This is a genomic window from Citrobacter sp. RHBSTW-01044 (assembly GCF_013781945.1).
Taxonomy (GTDB): Bacteria; Pseudomonadota; Gammaproteobacteria; order Enterobacterales; family Enterobacteriaceae; genus Citrobacter; species Citrobacter braakii.
Map to the genome: position 1 here is coordinate 3,277,983 of NZ_CP056180.1, position 20,441 is coordinate 3,298,423.

The following is a 20,441-nucleotide window of genomic DNA, read 5'->3' on the forward strand; positions in this document are numbered from 1 at the left end:
CTTAGCCTCCGGTTACCGGTGGGAAGAAAGCCACTTCGTCACCCGCATTAAGGGGATGGTCAAAACTGACCAGCGTCTGGTTTACCGCGGCCAGCAGCTTGCCGTCTTCCAGCGCCAACGCCCAGCGATCGCTTTTTGCCGCAAGACTCCGGCGCAGCGCTTCTACCGTTGCAAACTCAGCGGCGACTTCTATCGCATCCGTGTTCACCAATTCCCGTACCTGAGCAAAGAAAAGAACCTTAATCATGCGCATCTACCTTAAAATCTCCCGATTTGCCGCCGCTTTTAGCCAGCAAACGCACCGGACCAATTACCATATCCTTTTGCACCGCTTTGCACATATCGTAGATGGTCAACGCTGCCACGGAGGCCGCCGTTAACGCTTCCATTTCGACGCCGGTTTTCCCGGTCAGGCGACACAGCGTTTCAATGCGTACGCGGTTGTGTTCCGGCTCGGCGTGCAGATTAACTTCAACCTTGCTCAACATCAGCGGATGGCACAGCGGGATAAGATCCCAGGTCCGTTTGGCGGCCTGAATACCGGCAATACGCGCCGTGGCGAAAACGTCGCCCTTATGGTGGCTGCCGTCGATAATCATCGCCAGCGTTTCGCTACGCATGGTCACGAATGCTTCTGCACGCGCCTCGCGTACGGTTTCCGCTTTGGCGGAGACATCCACCATATGCGCTTCGCCAGCGGCGTTAATATGAGTCAGTTGCGACATACTTATTTCTTCAAATGTGGGTGGAAATTACACGGACGCGTACGGGCATCGAGCTGCGGCGCAATGATATTTTCCCATGCGGTACGACACGCTTTAGTCGACCCCGGCATGGCGAAAATCAGCGTTTTGTTGGCCACTCCAGCAATCGCCCGGGATTGCAGCGTCGCGGTGCCAATCTCTTCAAACGACAGCATACGGAATACTTCACCAAACCCTTCGACTTCTCTGTCGAACAGCGGTTGCAGCGCTTCTGGCGCCTGGTCCCCTTCGGTTAAGCCCGTGCCGCCTGTAATGAACACAACCTGCACATCCTCACTGGCAATCCATGCAGAAACCTGGGCGCGAATGGCGTAGCGGTTCTCTTTGACAATCGCCTTGTCGACAATCTGATGACCCGCCTCTTGCGCCGAGTCACGCAGATAATGGCCGGAGGTGTCATCTTCTTCGCCGCGACGGTTGGAAACAGTAAGAATAGCAATGCGTGTCGGGATAAATTCAGCGCTTACCTGACTCATGAAAAACTCCTTTTAGCGATCAGCCGCCAATGTAAGATAAGTTTTGCGTAATACCGGTATTGTTCTGATGCAGGAAATGAGTCTGCTTTTTCTCCAGCAGCGCGGCTGAAATGCGTTCTTCCAGCGCCGACTGCTGAGCGTCATCTTCAAGCAAATCACGCAGGCTTACGCCGCCTTCACCAAATAAACACAGATGCAGTTTGCCGACAGAGGAAACGCGCAGACGGTTGCAGGTGGCGCAGAAGTCTTTCTCATAAGGCATGATCAGACCAATTTCACCAGCATAGTCAGGATGACAGAAAACCTGAGCCGGGCCGTCGCTGCGCTGTCGGATCTGGTGGATCCAGCCGCGACGCAACAGCTCATCACGCAGGACCTGGCCTGAGATATGGTGTTTACGGAAGAGAGAGCTGCCCTCGCCCGTTTCCATCAGTTCAATAAAGCGTAGTTGGATAGGACGGGGCTGAACCCACGCCAGGAAGGTGTCCAGTTGATGATGGTTTACGTCGCGCATCAGCACGGTATTGACTTTCACTTTTTCAAAACCCGCATCAAAGGCGGCGTCAATGCCTGCCATCACCTGCTGAAATTTGTCCTGCCCGGTAATGGCGTGAAACTGACGGGCATCGAGGCTGTCGACGCTGACGTTAAGTGCGGTCAGTCCGGCATCGCGCCAGGCAGCAGCATCACGCGCCAGACGATAACCATTAGTGGTCACCGCAATCTGACGGATGGCGTGGTTTTCGCGCACGGCGGCGATAATGTCGGTAAAGTCGCGACGCAATGAAGGTTCGCCCCCTGTCAGACGCACTTTTTCCGTTCCCAGACTGGCGAACGCGCGCGTAACGCGGCGAATTTCATCAACGGTCAAAAAGCCGTTATTGGTGACACCGCCGGGCTTATAGCCATCCGGCAGGCAGTAGGTGCAACGAAAGTTACACACATCGGTAATCGACAAACGTAAGTAGTAAAACTTACGTGCGAAAGCATCGGTAAGTTGAGAGCCCATGTACACCTTTCCAAATACGGGAGACGTAGTCATTTCTTCCTACGCCCTGGTGACAAACTTATTCAAGTATTGTCACGGCCAAAGCACCGTATCATTTGACCCAGGTGCAGAGGCTAGAGTGTTTATTCTCGTCATACTTCAAATTGCAGAAGCGTGGGCTTTATTCGTTCACCCCAGTCACGTACTTATGTCCGCTTACGGGGGATTCTCTCCCTCACTGCCTTCCTGCAACTCAAATTATTCAGAGTACATTGTGGTTATGCCGATACTAGCGTGTAAATGACGCTTTTGCCATGTACACTTTCGCTGTATAAACACATACATAGCGACAAGATCGTGCAATTTCGCTACAGAATAAGCAAAAACCACAGTTTTGCATTGATATACATCATCTTGCCGGCAGGTGAATCTCGTCAGAAAGGAGTAGATCGCAGAAAAAAATTACGCCAGATTCCGCCTGGATAATTGCTGAAAACACACTATTTACGTTACTGTAGCGCCGATCAATTGATATCAGGAAAATATATGCGCACTCGCACGCTGGCAGATCTGGACCGCGTTGTCGCTCTCGGCGGAGGGCATGGACTGGGACGCGTTCTCTCCTCTCTTTCCCCTTTAGGTTCACGCCTGACGGGGATCGTCACCACGACCGATAACGGCGGGTCGACAGGTCGTATTCGTCGCTCTGAAGGAGGCATTGCCTGGGGAGACATGCGTAACTGTCTGAACCAGTTAATTACTCAACCCAGCGTTGCATCCGCCATGTTTGAGTATCGTTTTGGCGGTAATGGTGAGCTTTCCGGGCATAACCTCGGAAATCTGATGTTAAAGGCGCTCGATCACCTCAGCGTGCGGCCTCTGGAAGCCATTAATTTAATTCGTAATCTGCTGAAAGTTGACGCGCATTTAATTCCGATGTCGGAGCTGCCGGTGGATCTGATGGCTATCGACGATCAGGGACATGAAGTCTATGGCGAAGTGAATATCGATCAGCTCACCATCCCGCCTCAGGAACTGATGCTGTCGCCAAAAGTCCCCACCACGCGGGAGGCAGTTGAAGCTATCGCCGAAGCGGATTTGATTTTGATCGGACCCGGCAGTTTTTACACCAGCCTGATGCCGCTCCTGCTGCTCGACGAATTGGCGCAGGCATTACGTCGCACACCTGCCCCGATGGTCTACATCGGCAATCTGGGTCGTGAATTAAGCCTGCCAGCAGCCAGCCTGACGCTTAACGATAAGCTGGCAATCATTGAACAGTACGTTGGCAGGAAAGTGATTGATGCGGTGGTTGTAGGCCCGAAAGTGGATGTATCCACCGTTACCGACCGCGTTGTTATTCAGGAAGTGCTGGAAGCCAGCGACATTCCCTACCGCCATGACCGCCAGCTATTGCATTACGCGCTGGAGAAAGCGGTACAGGCGCTGGGGTAATCTCAAGTGCGTGATTAGCATACAATCCTCATCGTAATGAGGATTGTACTTGTAGCTTACTGCATTAACCTCTCAGCACAGGTACCTGCTCGGCGGATATTGGCTCTTCGTATCTTGTGCCAAAATTAGACCACCGGGCAAGAATGGCAAAGAATACGGCCATAACCAGGCAACTTAAATTGAACAAAACCCAGGGTGCATAATCCAGCGTCGCTACCCCCAGCGTCTTCGCCATGAACATACCAGATATTGTCCAAGGGAAAAGCCCTTCAAGTAGCGTGGCTCCAGACTCCATTGATCGGGACATATTAACCATATGCAATTTTTTGTTTTTAAAACAAGGATCATAAATATTCTTCACCAGAAAGAAACTGATGACTGCATTGCCAGTGCAGGCAACTAATAAAGAACTTGTGAACATTGTCGCCAACAGAGTACTGGTCACCGTTTTTAATTTCTGAACCAGTCGCCCAAGCAGTACATTAAGGCCACCAGAAACATCAAGTGCCGAAGCGAACATAAATGCACAAAGCATAACCACAATTGGGCTAACCATTGAATACATACCGCCACGATTAAGCAATATATTAATATTTTTAGTCGTAGATTCATTCATCGCGACATCTGAAAAATTGCTGATCATATTGGTATTAAAGCCATTAATCGATGCTTGAACGAGGTCCATCATGGTAAACGGCTGAAAAATTGCGCATATTGCCAGAGCAAAAAAAGAAGATGCGATCAAGACAATAATGGTATCCCATTTTTTTATCGCACCAATAAAGACCAGCAATGTCGGTAATATTAATAAAGGGTTAAGCCAGAATAATGAGTTTAGCGCTTTTTTCATGACCGGGATAGTATCTAGTTGGATTGAATTTACCACATTTAAATCTAACCCCGCGATATAAAACCCCAGGCAGCCAAACAAAAAAGCAGGAACCGATGTATACAACATATTTCTAATACTTTGATAAAGCTCAGCCCCCGCAGCTAACGCGGCCATGTTTGTGGTATCTGATAAAGGAGATAATTTATCACCAAAATAGGCACCGGAGATAACGGCTCCAGCAGTAATCGGCAATGACACATTCATCGCCGCAGCAACGGCAACCAACGCCACACCAATTGTTCCTGCGGAACCCCATGAAGTGCCTGTAAATGTCGAGATGCAAACCGTCACTAAAAAAGCTGTAAGATATAAGTAAGCTGGGTTGATAATTTCCAGGCCATAATAGACCATTAACGGAATTGTACCACTAACCATCCAGCATCCAATCAACATACCGATCGACAGTAGAATTAACATTGCAGGGACGGCATCTTTTATTTTTTCTATAAAAGTCTGGAGAATTTCCTTCCAGCCCGCGCCATAGTATCTGGCAAAAAAACCTGTAATAATCGTAATAACAATTAAGATAAATTCAACTGGATAATTTAAAATCCCAATACCTATGAAGAAAACCAGAAAAATAGCCACTAATAACATCAATGCTGCATAAAAGCTCGGTTGCTTATTTGTGCTTACCATGTTATTTTCCCGCTATTAATATGTTTTTATAGAATCAAACGCATTCTCTAAGTCCGCGATTAACATCTCTGGAGATTCTTGTCCAATTGAAATCCTAATTAAACCAGGCGCCATCCCATCTTTGCATATTACATCCTGGTTATAACCGCGATTTGGAGAAATAATCAGGCTTTCATATCCCCCCCAACTGCACCCCGGTTTGAAAATTCTACAACTATCAATGATGGCTTTAACTTTTTCAAAACTGCCATCTTTAAGTTCAAAACTAATGAGACCAGAAGTACCAAACATTTGTTGTGAAACAATTTCACGTTGTTTTGCATCAGCCATAAGGGGGTGACAGATATTCTCAACCTCTGCTCTGCTATTGAGAAAAGTAAGAATTGCATAGGTATTATTCTGATGTTGTCTCATGCGCAGCGGCAACGTTCGTAAACCGCGAATCACTAGCCATGCACTATCCGGGGCCAGCACTGCGCCAAGAAGCTGATGTGAAAAATCACGAATAATATCAAGATAGACTTTTGCGCCTACCACAGCACCCGCCGTTAAATCACTGTGACCGCCGATATATTTAGTACAAGAGTGGAGCACTAAATCGAAACCAAGAGTCAATGGCTTTTGGAAGAGTGGCGTAGCCCATGTATTATCAATGGCAGTAATAATATTATTCTCTTTCGCCAACCCTGCTATCATCTGCAGATCTACAACTCGCATGGTCATTGTTCCTGGGGATTCCGTGTATATCATGCGAGTATTCGGCTTTATTTTCTGCCGAATATCCTCGACATCGCCACTGAGAACAATGTCATAGTCAATACCAAATCGTTGTTGCATTTGCTTCACCAGCACAACTGTTGGACCATAAACATTATTCATCAGAATAATATGGTCACCACTTTTCAGCAGGCCAAACAATGTTGCGCTTATCGCGCCCATGCCCGAGCCAAAAACTTTGCAGGCCGCGCCACGCTCCAACGCTGCCAGTTTATGCTCTAACAGTTCCGTTGTTGGGTTAAGCCCCCGGGAATAGATGTAACGTTCAGCTTCGTGCTGCATATCATCACAGTATTGCTGATAGCTCTGCTGCACAAACAGACTGGTTTTTACTAGCGGAGGGCTGACTGCACCAAAATTTTTCTGGTGTTGTTCACCAACTCCAGAACATATCATGGCGTCCTGAACGGCATAATCATTCTCAGCGTAATTGCATATTATCTCTTTCATAATTTTCCTTTATATTTTCGTCAGGGAAATTTCTATAACAGGACAATTATAAAAAAAGGAACAATGACAGCCTTTTTCTTGCTGCCAAAATGCTGAAAGAATCGTCAGAAATGTAAAGAATAAAACGATGAGGTTCACAAAGTGGAAAAACAAAAATCAATTCAGCAAAGAATCAATTAGAGTGAGTGCATTAATTTTAAGAATAATAAATGGCAATAGAAAAACGAATAATATAATTATAAGTGATAATACATTCTGTATTTTTCCAATCGCCATGGCATTTACGCGATGGCGAATTGGAAAGTGGAAACAATCTTACGATGCCGCGATAAACAACTCGCGCAGCTGATGCAACTGGTCGCGGATTGTCGCAGCCTCTTCAAATTCAAGATTCTGCGCATGCTGCATCATCTGCCCTTCCAGCTCATGAATCTTCTGCTGCAGCGCTTTTGGCGTCATATCCAGTTCGACAATTTCAGACTTCGCGCCTGCGCGTGACTTCCCTTTGCCTTTCGCCTTAGTCTTCGCAATATTCTGACCCAGCGCCAGAATATCGACCACTTTCTTGTTCAGCCCCTGCGGCGTAATACCGTGTTCTTCGTTGTAGAGCTGCTGTTTCTCACGACGGCGTTCAGTTTCCCCTATCGCCTTAGCCATTGAGGCGGTAATTTTGTCGCCGTAGAGAATAGCCTTCCCGTTGATATTACGCGCCGCACGGCCGATGGTCTGAATAAGCGAACGTTCAGAACGCAGGAACCCTTCTTTGTCTGCGTCCAGAATCGCCACCAGTGAGACCTCAGGCATGTCCAGACCCTCACGTAACAGGTTGATACCCACCAGCACGTCAAACTCGCCCAGACGCAGGTCACGAATGATTTCCATACGTTCCACGGTATCGATGTCTGAGTGCAGATAGCGCACCCGCTCACCGTGCTCTTCGAGGTATTCGGTGAGATCCTCTGCCATCCGTTTCGTGAGCGTAGTGACCAGCACACGTTCGTTAATCGCCGCACGGATGCGGATCTCAGACAGCAGATCGTCAACCTGCGTCGCCACCGGGCGTACCTCAATGATCGGATCCAGCAGGCCGGTCGGTCGTACTACCTGATCGACGACGTCATCACCGGATTTCTCCAGCTCATAGTTGCCCGGCGTCGCTGAGACGTAGATGGTCTGCGGGGCCAGCGCTTCAAACTCTTCAAATTTAAGCGGACGGTTATCCAGCGCCGACGGCAGACGGAATCCGTATTCGACCAGAGTCTCTTTACGCGCCCGGTCACCACGATACATACCGCCAATTTGCGGGATAGTGACGTGGGATTCATCCACCACCAGCAGGCCGTCGGCAGGCAGGTAATCAAACAGCGTCGGCGGCGGCTCGCCGGGGCCACGCCCGGACAGATAGCGGGAGTAGTTTTCAATCCCCGAGCAGTAACCCAGCTCATTCATCATTTCCAGATCGAACTGCGTACGCTGACTTAGCCGCTGTTCTTCCAGCAGTTTGTTATTTGCCAGCAGGACCTTACGCCGCTCTGCCAGCTCAACTTTGATTTCTTCCATCGCCTGCACGATACGTTCGCGCGGCGTCACGTAGTGCGTTTTAGGATAGATGGTGTAGCGTGAAATCGTGGATTCAACCTGCCCGGTAAGCGGGTCAAACAGCGATAAACGTTCGACCTCTTCATCAAACAGTTCCACGCGCAGCGCGATATCGTCGGATTCAGCCGGGAAAATGTCGATCACTTCACCACGCACGCGGAAGGTTCCGCGCTGAAATGCCTGATCGTTGCGGGTATATTGCAGTTCCGCCAGGCGGCGCAGGATCGCACGCTGGTCGATAATCATCCCCACCGTCAGGTGCAGCATCATTTTCAGATACAGATCCGGATCGCCCAAACCATAGATAGCGGAAACTGACGCGACGACAACGACATCCCGACGTTCCAGCAGCGCTTTGGTCGCCGACAGACGCATTTGCTCAATATGTTCGTTAACCGAGGCATCCTTCTCGATGAAGGTGTCAGAACTTGGTACGTAGGCTTCCGGTTGATAATAGTCGTAGTAGGAGACGAAATACTCCACCGCGTTATCCGGGAAGAACTCTTTCATCTCACCGTACAACTGCGCGGCCAGCGTCTTATTGGGAGCCAGCACCATGGTAGGCCGCTGCAAGTCCGCAATTACGTTAGCGATGGTGAATGTCTTCCCCGAGCCCGTCACCCCCAGCAGCGTCTGATGCGCCAGACCATCCTCCAGCCCTTCTTCCAGACGGCGAATAGCCTCAGGCTGATCGCCAGAGGGTTTAAAAGCGGAATTTAGTTTGAACGGTTTACTCATGAGCAGCTACCTGAAGCAATGGGCGGGCAGGTGTGTAATTTTACTCGCAGTCGTATATTTTGCCAGTAAAATATACTGGATGAAAAAACAGTAACGCACCAGAATATTTCTGATACGCCATCAGAATGACCGTGACTGCAGGCTAAAATTTGGCCTCAGACAAGATAAAACACCAGCAAAAACGTGTTATCCCCAAAGCAATGACTTTTTTAACATTTGTCAAGCTGCCCGATGAAAGTTTTGTGGCAACGCATGACACTTCTGCGACAGCCATTGATTTTATCTAACATTCTGTAATTTAATGACTATTATCCCGAGCCGTCTTTCGCATCAATTTAGTCGCAGGCCGCGTCTTCTCTCGCTTACATTGTGTTTTCTAACTCTAATACACAAGGTTATCCACAGGAATAGTGGATAACTGCCTCCAGCCCGTATGGACTGTAGCCTGGCAAAAACGCCCTCACTCCCTTTTCCGGAGGGATAAAAAAAATTTATCGCTATTTTTTGATATTTATCAGCTAACGAAGCGGCCTGGAATGGCCGGGATCTTGCTCGCATTTTCATCATTTTCTTGCCTGCACCATTACGACACCGCCAGGCACTGGCAATGTGCACAAAACAACGCCAGCCCTCCGGCCAGCCAGACGTTACCGCCTGCGCGGCACACTCTCCTGCTGTTTTTTGACCCCAATCCCTCTTCTGGCAAGAGAATTGCAATTTTCTTCCGACGACCTGTACGTGGGGCGGATAACATCATGCTGGAGGAATCTATGTTGAGTCTTCGCGCAGTGAATCATTATTACGGTAATCAACACTCTCTATGGGATGTGGATCTCGACCTGCTGCCCGGTAAATGTACCGGTGTGCTGGGGCTTCCAGGAATGGGAAAGACTACGCTGACCAATTGCATTATCGGCAATTTAACGATCGAAAGCGGCACCATGTTCTGGCATCAGGCTGGCGCGCCGCCGCGCGACCTGAGTCCCATTCCGGCGGCAAATCGCATCGCGCTGGGCATTAACTACGTTTCACAAGAGAGACGGATTTTTTCGCAATTGACGGTAGAGGAAAGTCTGCATATTGCGCGCCAGGCGGTTGAGGAAAGCGAAACGATGAACAGCAGTGATATTTACCGCCTGTTTCCACAGCTGTTCGTACTGCGTCAGGCCAAAGGGGCGGCATTATCGGAAGATGATCAGCACCAGCTTGCGCTCGCCAGCGCGCTGGTCACACGCCCGCGCCTGCTGATCCTCGATGAGCCCACGCGGGGAAGTGGCCAGGCATATATCCACAAACTGGGGAACCTGGTTGTAAGGTTAAGCCAGGAGCTCGGCATCGCCATAATGCTCGCGGAGCAGAGCCTGCCGTTTATTCGTCGGGTCGCTGACTGCTACTGCCTGTTACACCGTGGGCGCAACGTGGCTCAGGGGCAAATCACACAGCTCAGCAACCCGCTAATCAACGACTGGGTGACGCCACAGACAAAACGCTAAGATCGATATAACGTCCTGTTGATGCCCGCTCCGGCTCTTCTGCCAGCCAGGGAATCTCCCCCAGCAGCGGAGCCGCAAGCACACGCCTGAGCGTTGCCATATATTCAGCATGACGCTTGCCAGGTGGCGTCACATCATTGGCGACCCATCCGGCAAGCGTCAGTCCGGCCTGCTGCACCGCCTGGGCGGTCAGCACAGCGTGGTTGATACAGCCGAGCTTAACGCCAACCACCAGAATGACCGGCAGCTGCTCTGTTTTCACCCAGTCAGCAAAACTCAGCGTTGGCGAAAGCGGCGTAAACCACCCGCCGGCACCTTCCACCAGCACCCAGTCAGCCTGTTGTTCCAGCGCGCGTAAACCCGCAGACATTACAGAGGCCTGAATGGGGCGACCTTCGTCCGCGCTGATGATATGCGGTGAGGTAGGTTCCGCGAAGGTATAGGGGTTGATAGCCGCATAGTCCACCGTCACAACGCTGTTGCGCTGTAATGCCAGGGCATCACTATTACGCAGACCTTCAACCGTCATTTCACTGCCCGACGCCACTGGCTTATAGCCGACGGTTCGCAATCCCCTCTGCCCCGCCGCCTGCAGCAACGCGCAGCTGGCGATAGTTTTACCCACTTCGGTATCCGTCCCGGTGACAAAAAAAGTGTTAGTCACGTTGAATCACTCCCAAAAATAGATGATAGGTCAGCGGATATTTCCCCTGCTGGCAGGGCCAGGCTAGCTGCAGCTGGCGCAGCTGTGAGCGGGTGAGGACGCGCGGCTCGCGGCCATCATGCAAATGCGTCGCGCCAATGCCCTTCAGCGAGCGCATGGCGCTCAGCGCATCGTCAAACCACAGCGTGACGGCATGAGACTGGTATTCAACGTCCCACCCATGCAGGGCGTTTTCCAGTTGCTCCACGGGCAAAAAACGATTGGCGTGCTCCCGCTCATCAACCGCTCGCCACGCCTGACGAAGCTCCGGCATTGACCCCTGCGCCAGGGTACTAAACGCCACCGTCCCGCCAGGACGCACCACCCGGTAAAGCTCACGTAACGCGCCGCGCAGATCGCTGCACCACTGTACGGCCAGATTGCTCCAGGCCAGGTCGAAAGTAGCAGCAGCCTGCGGAATGGCTTCAATATCCGCCAGCAAATAGCGGTGGGCGACATCGTGACGCTGTGCTTCAGTCAGCATTTGCGCCGACAGATCCAGCGCGCAGACCTCGCTCCCCTGCTCCCGCCAGTAACGGCTCATACGCCCGGGTCCGCAGCCCGCATCTAAAACCTGAGAGAATGCCCGACCATCGAGTCGCGCCAGTAACGCATCGGCGCTCTGACGCTGGAGTTCCGCGTGTTGCTCATAGTGAGTAGCCGCGCGACCAAACGCGGCAGCAATCGCCTGCTTATTGACCTGAGCCATGCAGCACCTCCAGTAAGCGATCGATATCCTGGACTTCATGCGCCTGGGTCAGCGTAAGCCGCAGCCTGGCCGTACCAACCGGCACCGTCGGTGGGCGAATAGCCGTCACCCAGCATCCCTGTTGACGTAATGCCTCCGCCAGCTGCAAGGCTTTATGATTGTCGCCCACGATAAGTGGCTGAATGGCGCTGTCTGACTGCGCCAGCGTAAAGTCCGGCGTATTCACCCCAGCGCGAAAACGCTGGATCAGCATCGCCAGTTTTTCTCTGCGCTCATCGCCTTCGCGGCTGCGGATCACCTCCAGCGCGGCACGCAAGGCCTGGGCCTGCGCCGGAGGCATACTGGTGCTGTAGATCAGATGACGGGCAAACTGCAGCAGATAATCGGCCACGCTGTCTGAGCACAAGATTGCCGCACCGCTGACGCCAAAACCTTTGCCAAACGTCACCACTAACAGCTCGGGTTTCACCTGCTGTCGGGAGCACGAACCGCGCCCTTCCTCACCGCTGACGCCAATCCCGTGCGCATCATCCACCAGCAACCACGCGCCCTGCTGCTCTGCCACCGCGTGAATTTCCGCCAGCGGTGCGCTATCGCCATCCATGCTGAACACACCTTCAGTGACCACGAGTTGTTGCCCCGGACAGGGGGTGGTCAGCAGACGTTCCAGATGTTGGGGATCGTTATGGGTAAAGCGACGTAGCACGGCAGGGCTAAGGCTGGCAGCTTCCAGCAGTGAGGCATGGCTGAGCCGGTCAGCAACAATCCGGTCCTCTTTGCCCATCAGCGCGGCAATGACCGCCTGATTAGCGGCAAAACCGGAGATAAACAGCAGCGCCCGTGAATAGCCGAGCCATTGCGCCAGCTCATCTTCCAGCGCCTGATGAGCAACGGAATAACCGCTGACATGACCCGAGCCGCCGCTGCCGACGCCAAAACGCTCAGCGCCTTGCTGCCACGCGCAGATAATATGCGGATGGTGGCTTAAGCCAAGGTAGTCGTTGCTGGAAAAGTTCAGATACTGGCGACCGTCGGCCTGCAGCCAGCGACCGGCGCCCTGCGTCACCGCATAGCGCCGACGCAACGCATCAGCACGACGACGCGCCGTTAACGCATCGTCTATTTTTTGCTGCCAGGTCATACGGTTGCCGCGTTGTAGTATTCGTCGGTATCTGGGGTACGCAGCGCCTGTTCCAGGCGTTGCTGCTGTTCGTTATCGCCCGCCAGCACCGCCGTTTGCTGCGGATTGAGACCCAGCTTGCGAAACAACAGCAAATCCTTATCTTCGTTCGGATTCGGCGTGGTCAGCAGTTTGCAGCCGTAGAAAATCGAGTTAGCCCCGGCCATAAAGCACATCGCCTGGGTTTGTTCGTTCATTTGCTCGCGTCCGGCTGAAAGACGGACATATGAAGTCGGCATCATGATCCGCGCCACGGCGATAGTACGAATAAAATCAAAGGCATCCACATCGTCGTTATCGGCAAGCGGCGTGCCTTTCACTTTCACCAGCATGTTGATCGGCACGCTTTCTGGCGGCGTTGGCAGATTCGCTAATTGCAGCAACAGACCCGCGCGGTCGGTCACCGTTTCCCCCAGTCCCACAATCCCGCCGGAGCAAACTTTAATGCCCGCCTCACGCACTTTATCCAGCGTATCCAGACGCTCCTGGTACGACCGGGTTGTGATGATATTGCCGTAGAATTCCGGCGAGGTGTCGAGGTTATGGTTGTAGTAGTCCAGACCCGCATTGGCCAGCCGCTGGGCCTGATTTTCGTTCAGCGTACCCAGCGTCATACACGCTTCTAGCCCCAGTTCTTTTACGCCCTGAACCATCTGTTCCAGGTAAGGCATGTCGCGTTCGTGTGGATTCTTCCACGCCGCGCCCATGCAAAACCGCGTTGAACCGGCCTGTTTCGCTTTACGCGCAGAGTCCAGTACCTGTTCAACCTCCATCAAACGTTCCGTTTCCAGACCGGTTTTATAGCGGGAGCTTTGTGGGCAGTATTTGCAGTCTTCCGGGCAGGCACCGGTCTTAATCGACAGCAGCGTACTGACCTGAACCTGCCGCGGATCGAAGTGCTGACGGTGAACCTGCTGCGCTTCAAACAGCAGATCCAACAGCGGTTTTTCAAATAATTCGGTGACTTGCGACATTGTCCAGCGAGAAGAATGAGCCATATTGGTATACGTTTCGTTATGAGTTTGGTGTAGACTCGTAAACCTAAATCTTTTTAATTTGGTTTACAAGTCGATTATGACAACGGACGATCTTGCGTTTGACCAACGCCATATCTGGCACCCTTACACCTCCATGACCTCCCCGTTACCGGTTTATCCGGTGGCGCGTGCCGAAGGTTGCGAACTGATTTTAGCCAGCGGTGAGAGGCTGATAGACGGCATGTCGTCCTGGTGGGCGGCGATCCACGGTTACAATCACCCACAGCTGAACGCCGCGATGAAAACGCAGATTGATGCCATGTCACATGTGATGTTTGGCGGCATTACCCATGCCCCGGCCATTGCACTGTGCCGCCAGTTGGTGGCGATGACGCCAGAGGCGCTGGAGTGCGTTTTTCTCGCGGATTCAGGTTCGGTCGCCGTAGAAGTAGCAATGAAAATGGCGCTGCAATACTGGCAAGCCAAAGGCGAATCCCGTCAGCGTTTCCTGACATTTCGAAACGGTTATCACGGCGATACCTTCGGCGCGATGTCGGTCTGCGATCCCGACAACTCGATGCACAGTCTGTGGAAGGGTTATCTGCCGGAGAACCTGTTTGCGCCCGCCCCGCAAAGCCGCATGGACGGCGAGTGGGACGAACTGGATATGGTGCCTTTTGCCCGCCTGATGGCCGCGCATCGCCACGAGATTGCGGCGGTGATCCTTGAGCCGATTGTGCAGGGCGCTGGCGGCATGCGCATGTATCATCCCGAATGGTTAAAGCGCATCCGTAAGATGTGCGACCGTGAAGGTATCCTGCTGATTGCCGATGAAATCGCCACCGGATTTGGTCGTACAGGCAAGCTTTTTGCCTGTGAACACGCCAACATAACTCCGGACATTTTGTGCCTCGGCAAAGCGTTAACCGGCGGAACGATGACCCTTTCCGCCACCCTGACCACGCGTCAGGTCGCGGAAACCATCAGCAACGGTGAAGCCGGATGCTTCATGCACGGTCCAACCTTTATGGGTAATCCGCTGGCCTGCGCCGTCGCCTCCGCCAGCCTGTCGTTACTCGAAACCGGCGAGTGGCGCTCACAGGTAGCGACTATTGAAGCGCAACTGCGGACAGAACTCGCCCCGGCGGCAGACTCCAGTTGGGTAGCCGACGTGCGCGTACTCGGCGCCATCGGCGTGATCGAAACCACGCATCCGGTGAATATGGCGGCGTTACAGAAGTTCTTTGTTGAACAGGGCGTGTGGGTACGACCGTTTGGCAAACTGATCTATCTGATGCCGCCGTACATTATTCAGCCCGATCAGTTGCGTCGTCTGACCCAGGCCGTAAACGAGGCTGTGCGCAGTGCAACATTTTTTAGCGAGTAATCAGCGCCCGGTCCGGACGTGGAAAAGTGAAACAGCCCGGATTATTCGATGACTGATGAAGTAACAATATTTAGACATGAAGGCCGGATTATTCCGGCCTTTTTTTATTTGCATCAAAGAAATTGCAAATCGTTTTATGTCGATGCTGAGCAAAAATTGACGGGTGTTTTAGTAAGCGATAGCGTGAATTTGTCACGTAAGTGATTAAAGTGAAAGGATTTTATGAGATTTTCCTTAAATGGAGTTTTAAGAAAATGGCTATTCCAGCTTATTTATGGCTCAAAGATGACGGCGGCGCTGATATCAAAGGTTCCGTCGATGTTCATGGACGTGAAGACGGCCCGCTTGAGGTTGTACGATGAAACGGCTCGCATTATTGCTACTACTTCCGTTTATTGTGGCCACTTCAGCAGCTGGCGAAGTGAACTGGCCCGATGCGCTGAAAGGCGTGGCTGCGGGCGATCAAGCGTGGCTGAATAAAACGCCAGAACTCGCGGCTGCGGCAGATGTTAAGCAGGCCATTAAACTGGAAGATGCTTTATCTGCTGCCCTAACAGCAAATACAACCGGCGCTCTTGATGCGCTCAGCGTCATTGACGCGGGAAAATGGCCGCACATGATCGGGACTGATATTGTCTGCGGAGTGCCTGTTGAAGCTCCAGCAACCGTTGAGGATTTTTATCAGCGGACACGTCCTGCGTTGTTAAGCACTGATAAGGGCGCTCGCTGCTTGTGGTTCCTCGAAGCAACATATGAGGAATGGAAAGCAGACAAAGCCCGTCAGGTTAAGTAAGATAATTAACCCGGTCAATATGGCCGGGTCCTTTCCTCCGCTTCCCTTTGATTTTTCGTGCCGCAGCCGCTCCCTGAATACTCAACACCACACAATAACCACTCATGAAGTGGGTTTAACCGACAGCACCGGCACGCCGCACACGTTCCGGCACCCAGTAAGGATTATTTAATGACATTTCCCGTCCCAACCGTTGCGGAAAGTACCGACCGCCAGTTACGCGATATTCAGCACGCGCTACCCGATGAGAACGTCGACACCAGCAGCGACAGCGACTACGCCGTCCGGGCTAATGCTGTATCAGGCGTGGCGGACGGTCTCTACGCCTATCAGGGCTGGATTATTCGCCAGATTTTCCCTGACACCGCCGAGAAGGAGTATCTGGAGTTTACTCGATGCCGAACTGGCTGGACTGGTCACCAGTGCGAATAAAGTACCCGACTTCCCGGAGAGGATAAGGCAGCGCTGGCTGATTTAACTTCTGTTGGTCGTGACATTATCAGCAAGAACGCTATTGCCGACATTCTCACATACCTTGGTTTGCACGAGACCGGATTTGCCCCCCTTGATTGAACGCAAAACAGTCCAGAATATTTCGCCACGCTACATACGGTTCCTGGCTACACTTTTTGGCTAACGAGAGGAGTCAGCATGAAACTAATCAGTAACGATCTGCGCGATGGCGAAAAGCTTGCGCATCGCCACGTCTTTAACGGCATGGGATATGACGGGGATAATATTTCCCCGCATCTGGCGTGGGATGACGTGCCCGCAGGGACTAAAAGCTTTGTCGTGACCTGCTACGATCCTGATGCGCCAACCGGCTCCGGCTGGTGGCACTGGGTGGTGGTAAATCTGCCAGCAGATACCCGCGTACTCACGCAAGGCTTCGGCTCCGGGCTGGTTGCGCTGCCGGATGGGGTGATTCAGACCCGTACGGATTTTGGGAAAGCAGGTTATGGCGGTGCTGCGCCGCCGAAGGGGGAAACCCATCGCTATATCTTTACGGTTCACGCGCTGGATGTGGAGCGTATTGATGTCGATGAGGACGCCAGCGGCGCGATGGTTGGCTTTAACGTTCACTTCCACTCGCTCGCCAGCGCCTCGATTACGGCAATGTTCAGTTAAGCTGTGTTGTGCCGGATGTCGGTTTCGCCGCATCCGGCCTACTAAACAAGGCTTCTCTACAGAAATTCAGGCAACAATTTCAACAACGTCCCCTGGGCTAACAGTTCGGTTGCACATTCAATATCCGGAGCAAAAAAGCGATCCTGCGTATAGTGGGCAACCTGCTCGCGCAGAGCCTGGCGCGCCTGCTCCAGCAGCGGGCTTGAGGTTAACCCTTCACGCAGGTCAATCCCCTGACACGCCGCCAGCCACTCCACGGCAATCACGCCGCGCGTATTCGCCGCCATCTCCCACAACCTGCGGCCCGCTGCCGGCGCCATAGACACATGATCTTCCTGGTTGGCGGAGGTCGGCAGGCTGTCCACACTGTGCGGATGCGCCAGCGCTTTGTTCTCACTCGCCAGCGCGGCCGCGGTTACCTGAGCAATCATAAAGCCGGAGTTCACCCCGCCGTTTTTCACCAGGAACGGCGGCAACTGCGACATATGTTTGTCCATCATCAGCGCAATGCGTCGCTCTGATAACGCCCCGATTTCCGCAATCGCCAGCGCCAGGTTATCTGCCGCCATCGCCACCGGTTCAGCATGGAAGTTGCCGCCGGAAATGACATCGCCCTCTTCAGCAAACACCAGCGGGTTGTCGGAAACCGCGTTGGCTTCTACCAGCAGGACCTCCATTACCTGACGCATTTGCGTCAGGCACGCCCCCATCACCTGCGGCTGACAGCGCAAAGAATACGGATCCTGCACTTTTTCACAGTTATGATGCGACTGAGAAAGCGCGCTGGTGTCGGTCAACACGTGGCGGTACAGCGTTGCGGCATCAATCTGCCCACGCTGTCCTCGTGCGGCATGAATACGGGCATCAAACGGACGACGAGAGCCCAATACGGCTTCGGTGGTCAGCGCCCCACACACCGTCGCAGACGCGAACAGCTCCTGGGCTTCAATTAACCCGCGCAGCGCAAAGGCTGTGGAAGCCTGGGTACCGTTGAGCAGCGCCAGCCCTTCTTTCGCCTCCAGCGTAATCGGCTCCAGCCCGGCCTTTTTCAGCGCTTCGGTCGCCGGAAGCCATTCCCCCTGCCAGCGCGCTTTACCTTCGCCCAGCAGCGTCAGAGACATATGCGCCAGCGGTGCCAGGTCGCCCGATGCGCCCACTGACCCTTTCGCCGGGATCAGCGGATACACCTCGGCATTCACCAGCGCAATCAGCGCTTCAATCACGCTGAGACGAATACCCGAAAAACCCCGCGCCAGGCTGTTGATTTTCAGCACCATAATCAGGCGAACCATCGCGTCATCTAGCGCCTCACCAACGCCTGCCGCATGGGAAAGCACCAGCGAACGCTGTAAATTCTGCAAATCTTCCGTAGCGATACGGGTCTGAGCCAGCAGGCCAAAGCCGGTATTAATGCCATACGCCGTACGGCCTTCAGCGACAATATTATTGACGCAGGCGACGCTTGCGTTGATCGCATCAATCGCCCCGGCATCCAGGCTCAGTTTGACCGGATGCTGCCAGATGTCGCGTAGTTGCGTAAAGCTCAGATGACCCGGCGTTAATGTCATGGTGTTCATATCAGCGTTTCTCCTGCGTCGCCGCGACCATCGGCAAATTCAGCCCTTCTTCGACGGCGCATTCCACCGCAATGTCATACCCGGCGTCGGCGTGGCGCATCACCCCGGTAGCCGGATCGTTATGTAATACCCGGGCGATACGCGCTGCGGCTTCATCAGTGCCATCGCAAACAATCACCATCCCGGCATGCTGGGAGAAGCCCATTCCTACCCCGCCACCGTGATGCAGTGACACCCAGGTTGCACCGCTGGCGGTGTTAAGCAGCGCGTTCAGCAGCGGCCAGTCGGATACTGCATCAGAACCGTCGCGCATGGCTTCGGTTTCGCGGTTCGGGCTGGCGACGGAGCCGGAATCCAGATGATCACGGCCAATAACAATCGGCGCAGACACTTCGCCGCTGCGCACCATTTCATTAAACGCCAGCCCCAGTTTTTGACGCCATTCCAGACCGACCCAGCAAATACGCGCCGGTAATCCCTGGAAGTTAATCCGCTCACGCGCCATATCCAGCCAGTGGTGCAGGTGCTTATCGTCAGCCACGATCTCTTTCACTTTGGCATCCGTTTTATAAATATCCTGCGGATCGCCGGAAAGCGCCACCCAACGGAACGGGCCAATGCCACGGCAGAACAGGGGGCGAATATAAGCAGGGACGAAACCGGGGAAATCAAAGGCGTTTTCCACGCCCATCTCTTTGGCCATCTGGCGAATGTTATTGCCGTAATCAAACGTCGGCACGCCCATTTTGCTGAACGCCAGCATTGCCTCGACGTGCGTTGCCATTGAGCGTTTCGCCGCCTGTACCGTGCCCTGCGGATCGGACACCGCTTTCGCCTGATACGCTTCCCAGCTCCAGCCGGACGGCAGATAACCATGCAGCGGATCGTGGGCGCTGGTCTGGTCAGTGACCATATCCGGGCGCACACCACGCTTCACCAGTTCCGGCACAACGTCGGCGGCGTTAGCGCATAGCGCAATGGAGACCGCTTTACCCTCGCGGGTGTACTTTTCGATACGTGCCAGCGCGTCGTCAAGCGATGTCGCCTGCTCGTCCACGTAGCGGGTACGCAGACGGAAATCGATCCGGCTTTGCTGGCACTCAATATTCAGCGAGCAAGCACCTGCCAGCGTTGCGGCTAACGGTTGCGCCCCACCCATGCCTCCCAGCCCGGCGGTCAGCACCCAGCGTCCGCTCAGGTTACCTTGATAATGCTGACGCCCGGCCTCAACGAAGGTTTCATAAGTCCCCTGCACGATGCCCTGGCTACCGATGTAGATCCAGCTCCCGGCGGTCATCTGGCCATACATCGCCAGCCCCTTGGCGTCCAGCTCGTTGAAGTGTTCCCAGGTAGCCCAATGCGGCACCAGGTTGGAGTTGGCAATCAGCACGCGCGGCGCATTGTCATGGGTTTTGAAAACGCCAACCGGTTTACCGGACTGGACCAGCAGGGTCTCATCGGTCTCCAGTTTGGTCAGCGCGTTGACGATGGCGTCATAACATTCCCAGTCCCGCGCGGCGCGACCAATCCCGCCGTATACCACCAGCTCATGCGGATTTTCCGCCACATCGGGATCCAGGTTGTTCATTAACATGCGCAGCGGCGCTTCGGTCAGCCAGCTTTTGGCCGTTAAGGTGGTGCCGCGTGGGGCACGAATATCCTGCTGACGGTACTTGCTATGAGACATGGTAGAGCACTCCTCGCGAACGATCGGAC

General features: G+C 53.3%; 20 protein-coding genes, 1 pseudogene and 1 riboswitch. Of the genes and pseudogenes, 8 read left to right on the forward strand and 13 right to left on the reverse strand.

The genetic code is table 11. The annotated features are described in order from the left end of the window. Position 1: 1 nt before the first annotated feature. From moaD to moaA, 4 genes are all read right to left on the reverse strand, one after another. A complete protein-coding gene (gene moaD / locus HV352_RS15995; protein WP_016152348.1) occupies positions 2 to 247 on the reverse strand; it encodes a molybdopterin synthase sulfur carrier subunit in 246 nt (81 codons plus the stop codon). After that, complete coding sequence (gene moaC, locus HV352_RS16000; RefSeq protein ID WP_003035188.1) at positions 240 to 725, reverse strand: cyclic pyranopterin monophosphate synthase MoaC; 486 nt, start codon at positions 723 to 725, stop codon at positions 240 to 242. Before moaC ends, moaD begins: the two co-directional genes overlap by 8 nt. A 2-nt stretch (positions 726 to 727) precedes the next feature. Further along, complete coding sequence (moaB, locus tag HV352_RS16005) at positions 728 to 1,240, reverse strand: molybdenum cofactor biosynthesis protein B (protein ID WP_181634877.1); 513 nt, start codon at positions 1,238 to 1,240, stop codon at positions 728 to 730. Between the two features lie 19 nt (positions 1,241 to 1,259). Beyond that, complete coding sequence (gene moaA / locus HV352_RS16010; RefSeq protein WP_016152346.1) at positions 1,260 to 2,249, reverse strand: GTP 3',8-cyclase MoaA; 990 nt, start codon at positions 2,247 to 2,249, stop codon at positions 1,260 to 1,262. Further along, a riboswitch (molybdenum cofactor riboswitch) is annotated at positions 2,237 to 2,382 on the reverse strand. (Overlaps the previous gene by 13 nt.) A 392-nt stretch (positions 2,383 to 2,774) precedes the next feature. Here moaA and yvcK point away from each other — a divergent pair. Next, positions 2,775 to 3,683 (forward strand): uridine diphosphate-N-acetylglucosamine-binding protein YvcK, encoded by a 909-nt coding sequence (gene yvcK / locus HV352_RS16015; RefSeq protein ID WP_016156054.1) that lies wholly within the window; start codon positions 2,775 to 2,777, stop codon positions 3,681 to 3,683. Positions 3,684 to 3,747: 64 nt separating this feature from the next. Here the strand turns inward: yvcK and nhaC are convergent, their stop codons facing one another. The 3 genes from nhaC to uvrB form a co-directional block, all read right to left on the reverse strand. After that, complete coding sequence (gene nhaC / locus HV352_RS16020; protein WP_181634878.1) at positions 3,748 to 5,214, reverse strand: Na+/H+ antiporter NhaC; 1,467 nt, start codon at positions 5,212 to 5,214, stop codon at positions 3,748 to 3,750. A 15-nt stretch (positions 5,215 to 5,229) separates the two neighbouring features. Then, positions 5,230 to 6,441 carry an aminotransferase class I/II-fold pyridoxal phosphate-dependent enzyme gene (locus HV352_RS16025; protein ID WP_181634879.1) on the reverse strand — a complete coding sequence of 404 codons (1,212 nt, stop codon included), beginning with the start codon at positions 6,439 to 6,441 and terminating at the stop codon, positions 5,230 to 5,232. A gap of 315 nt (positions 6,442 to 6,756) precedes the next feature. Next, positions 6,757 to 8,778: an excinuclease ABC subunit UvrB gene (uvrB, locus tag HV352_RS16030; RefSeq protein WP_016152344.1), complete on the reverse strand. Its 2,022-nt coding sequence runs from the start codon at positions 8,776 to 8,778 to the stop codon at positions 6,757 to 6,759. 770 nt (positions 8,779 to 9,548) lie between these two features. Here uvrB and HV352_RS16035 point away from each other — a divergent pair. Beyond that, entirely contained in the window at positions 9,549 to 10,271 is a 723-nt protein-coding gene (locus HV352_RS16035; RefSeq protein ID WP_181634880.1) for an ATP-binding cassette domain-containing protein, read from the forward strand. On the opposite strand, the gene bioD is transcribed toward HV352_RS16035, so the two are convergent. Genes bioD through bioB form a run of 4 tightly spaced genes read right to left on the reverse strand, consistent with a single transcriptional unit; the run spans position 10,237 to position 13,861 of the window. Further along, on the reverse strand, positions 10,237 to 10,935 hold the full coding sequence (gene bioD, locus HV352_RS16040; protein ID WP_101699852.1) for a dethiobiotin synthase: 699 nt from the start codon (positions 10,933 to 10,935) through the stop codon (positions 10,237 to 10,239). The genes HV352_RS16035 and bioD overlap by 35 nt on opposite strands. Continuing rightward, the gene (gene bioC, locus HV352_RS16045) at positions 10,928 to 11,683 is read right to left on the reverse strand and encodes a malonyl-ACP O-methyltransferase BioC (protein WP_016156049.1); all 756 of its coding nucleotides are present in this window, start codon (positions 11,681 to 11,683) and stop codon (positions 10,928 to 10,930) included. Before bioC ends, bioD begins: the two co-directional genes overlap by 8 nt. After that, positions 11,667 to 12,824 carry an 8-amino-7-oxononanoate synthase gene (gene bioF, locus HV352_RS16050; protein WP_181634881.1) on the reverse strand — a complete coding sequence of 386 codons (1,158 nt, stop codon included), beginning with the start codon at positions 12,822 to 12,824 and terminating at the stop codon, positions 11,667 to 11,669. The genes bioC and bioF overlap by 17 nt, the downstream gene beginning before the upstream one ends. Next, the gene (gene bioB, locus HV352_RS16055; protein ID WP_029139462.1) at positions 12,821 to 13,861 is read right to left on the reverse strand and encodes a biotin synthase BioB; all 1,041 of its coding nucleotides are present in this window, start codon (positions 13,859 to 13,861) and stop codon (positions 12,821 to 12,823) included. The genes bioF and bioB overlap by 4 nt, the downstream gene beginning before the upstream one ends. Before the next feature lie 76 nt (positions 13,862 to 13,937). Here bioB and bioA point away from each other — a divergent pair, with 76 nt between their 5' ends. The 6 genes and pseudogenes from bioA to HV352_RS16080 all read left to right on the forward strand — a co-directional run bounded on the left by bioA (position 13,938) and on the right by HV352_RS16080 (position 17,148). Next, complete coding sequence (gene bioA, locus HV352_RS16060) at positions 13,938 to 15,227, forward strand: adenosylmethionine--8-amino-7-oxononanoate transaminase (RefSeq protein WP_088583128.1); 1,290 nt, start codon at positions 13,938 to 13,940, stop codon at positions 15,225 to 15,227. Positions 15,228 to 15,275: 48 nt separating this feature from the next. After that, on the forward strand, positions 15,276 to 15,431 hold the full coding sequence (locus HV352_RS16065; protein WP_155553748.1) for a hypothetical protein: 156 nt from the start codon (positions 15,276 to 15,278) through the stop codon (positions 15,429 to 15,431). A gap of 154 nt (positions 15,432 to 15,585) precedes the next feature. Continuing rightward, complete coding sequence (locus HV352_RS16070; RefSeq protein WP_047501295.1) at positions 15,586 to 16,020, forward strand: hypothetical protein; 435 nt, start codon at positions 15,586 to 15,588, stop codon at positions 16,018 to 16,020. 171 nt (positions 16,021 to 16,191) lie between these two features. After that, a complete protein-coding gene (locus HV352_RS16075; protein WP_049269854.1) occupies positions 16,192 to 16,452 on the forward strand; it encodes a hypothetical protein in 261 nt (86 codons plus the stop codon). After that, positions 16,424 to 16,572 (forward strand): annotated as a pseudogene (locus tag HV352_RS23745) (phage tail protein); the annotation flags it as partial. The gene HV352_RS16075 and the pseudogene HV352_RS23745, both read left to right, overlap by 29 nt. 99 nt (positions 16,573 to 16,671) lie before the next feature. Further along, entirely contained in the window at positions 16,672 to 17,148 is a 477-nt protein-coding gene (locus HV352_RS16080; protein WP_016156043.1) for a kinase inhibitor, read from the forward strand. A gap of 56 nt (positions 17,149 to 17,204) precedes the next feature. Here the strand turns inward: HV352_RS16080 and hutH are convergent, their stop codons facing one another. Together hutH and hutU are read right to left on the reverse strand one after the other, a co-directional pair. Continuing rightward, positions 17,205 to 18,725: a histidine ammonia-lyase gene (gene hutH, locus HV352_RS16085; protein ID WP_181634882.1), complete on the reverse strand. Its 1,521-nt coding sequence runs from the start codon at positions 18,723 to 18,725 to the stop codon at positions 17,205 to 17,207. A 1-nt stretch (position 18,726) separates the two neighbouring features. Beyond that, positions 18,727 to 20,412 (reverse strand): urocanate hydratase, encoded by a 1,686-nt coding sequence (hutU, locus tag HV352_RS16090; RefSeq protein WP_049043080.1) that lies wholly within the window; start codon positions 20,410 to 20,412, stop codon positions 18,727 to 18,729. Positions 20,413 to 20,441 lie beyond the last annotated feature (29 nt).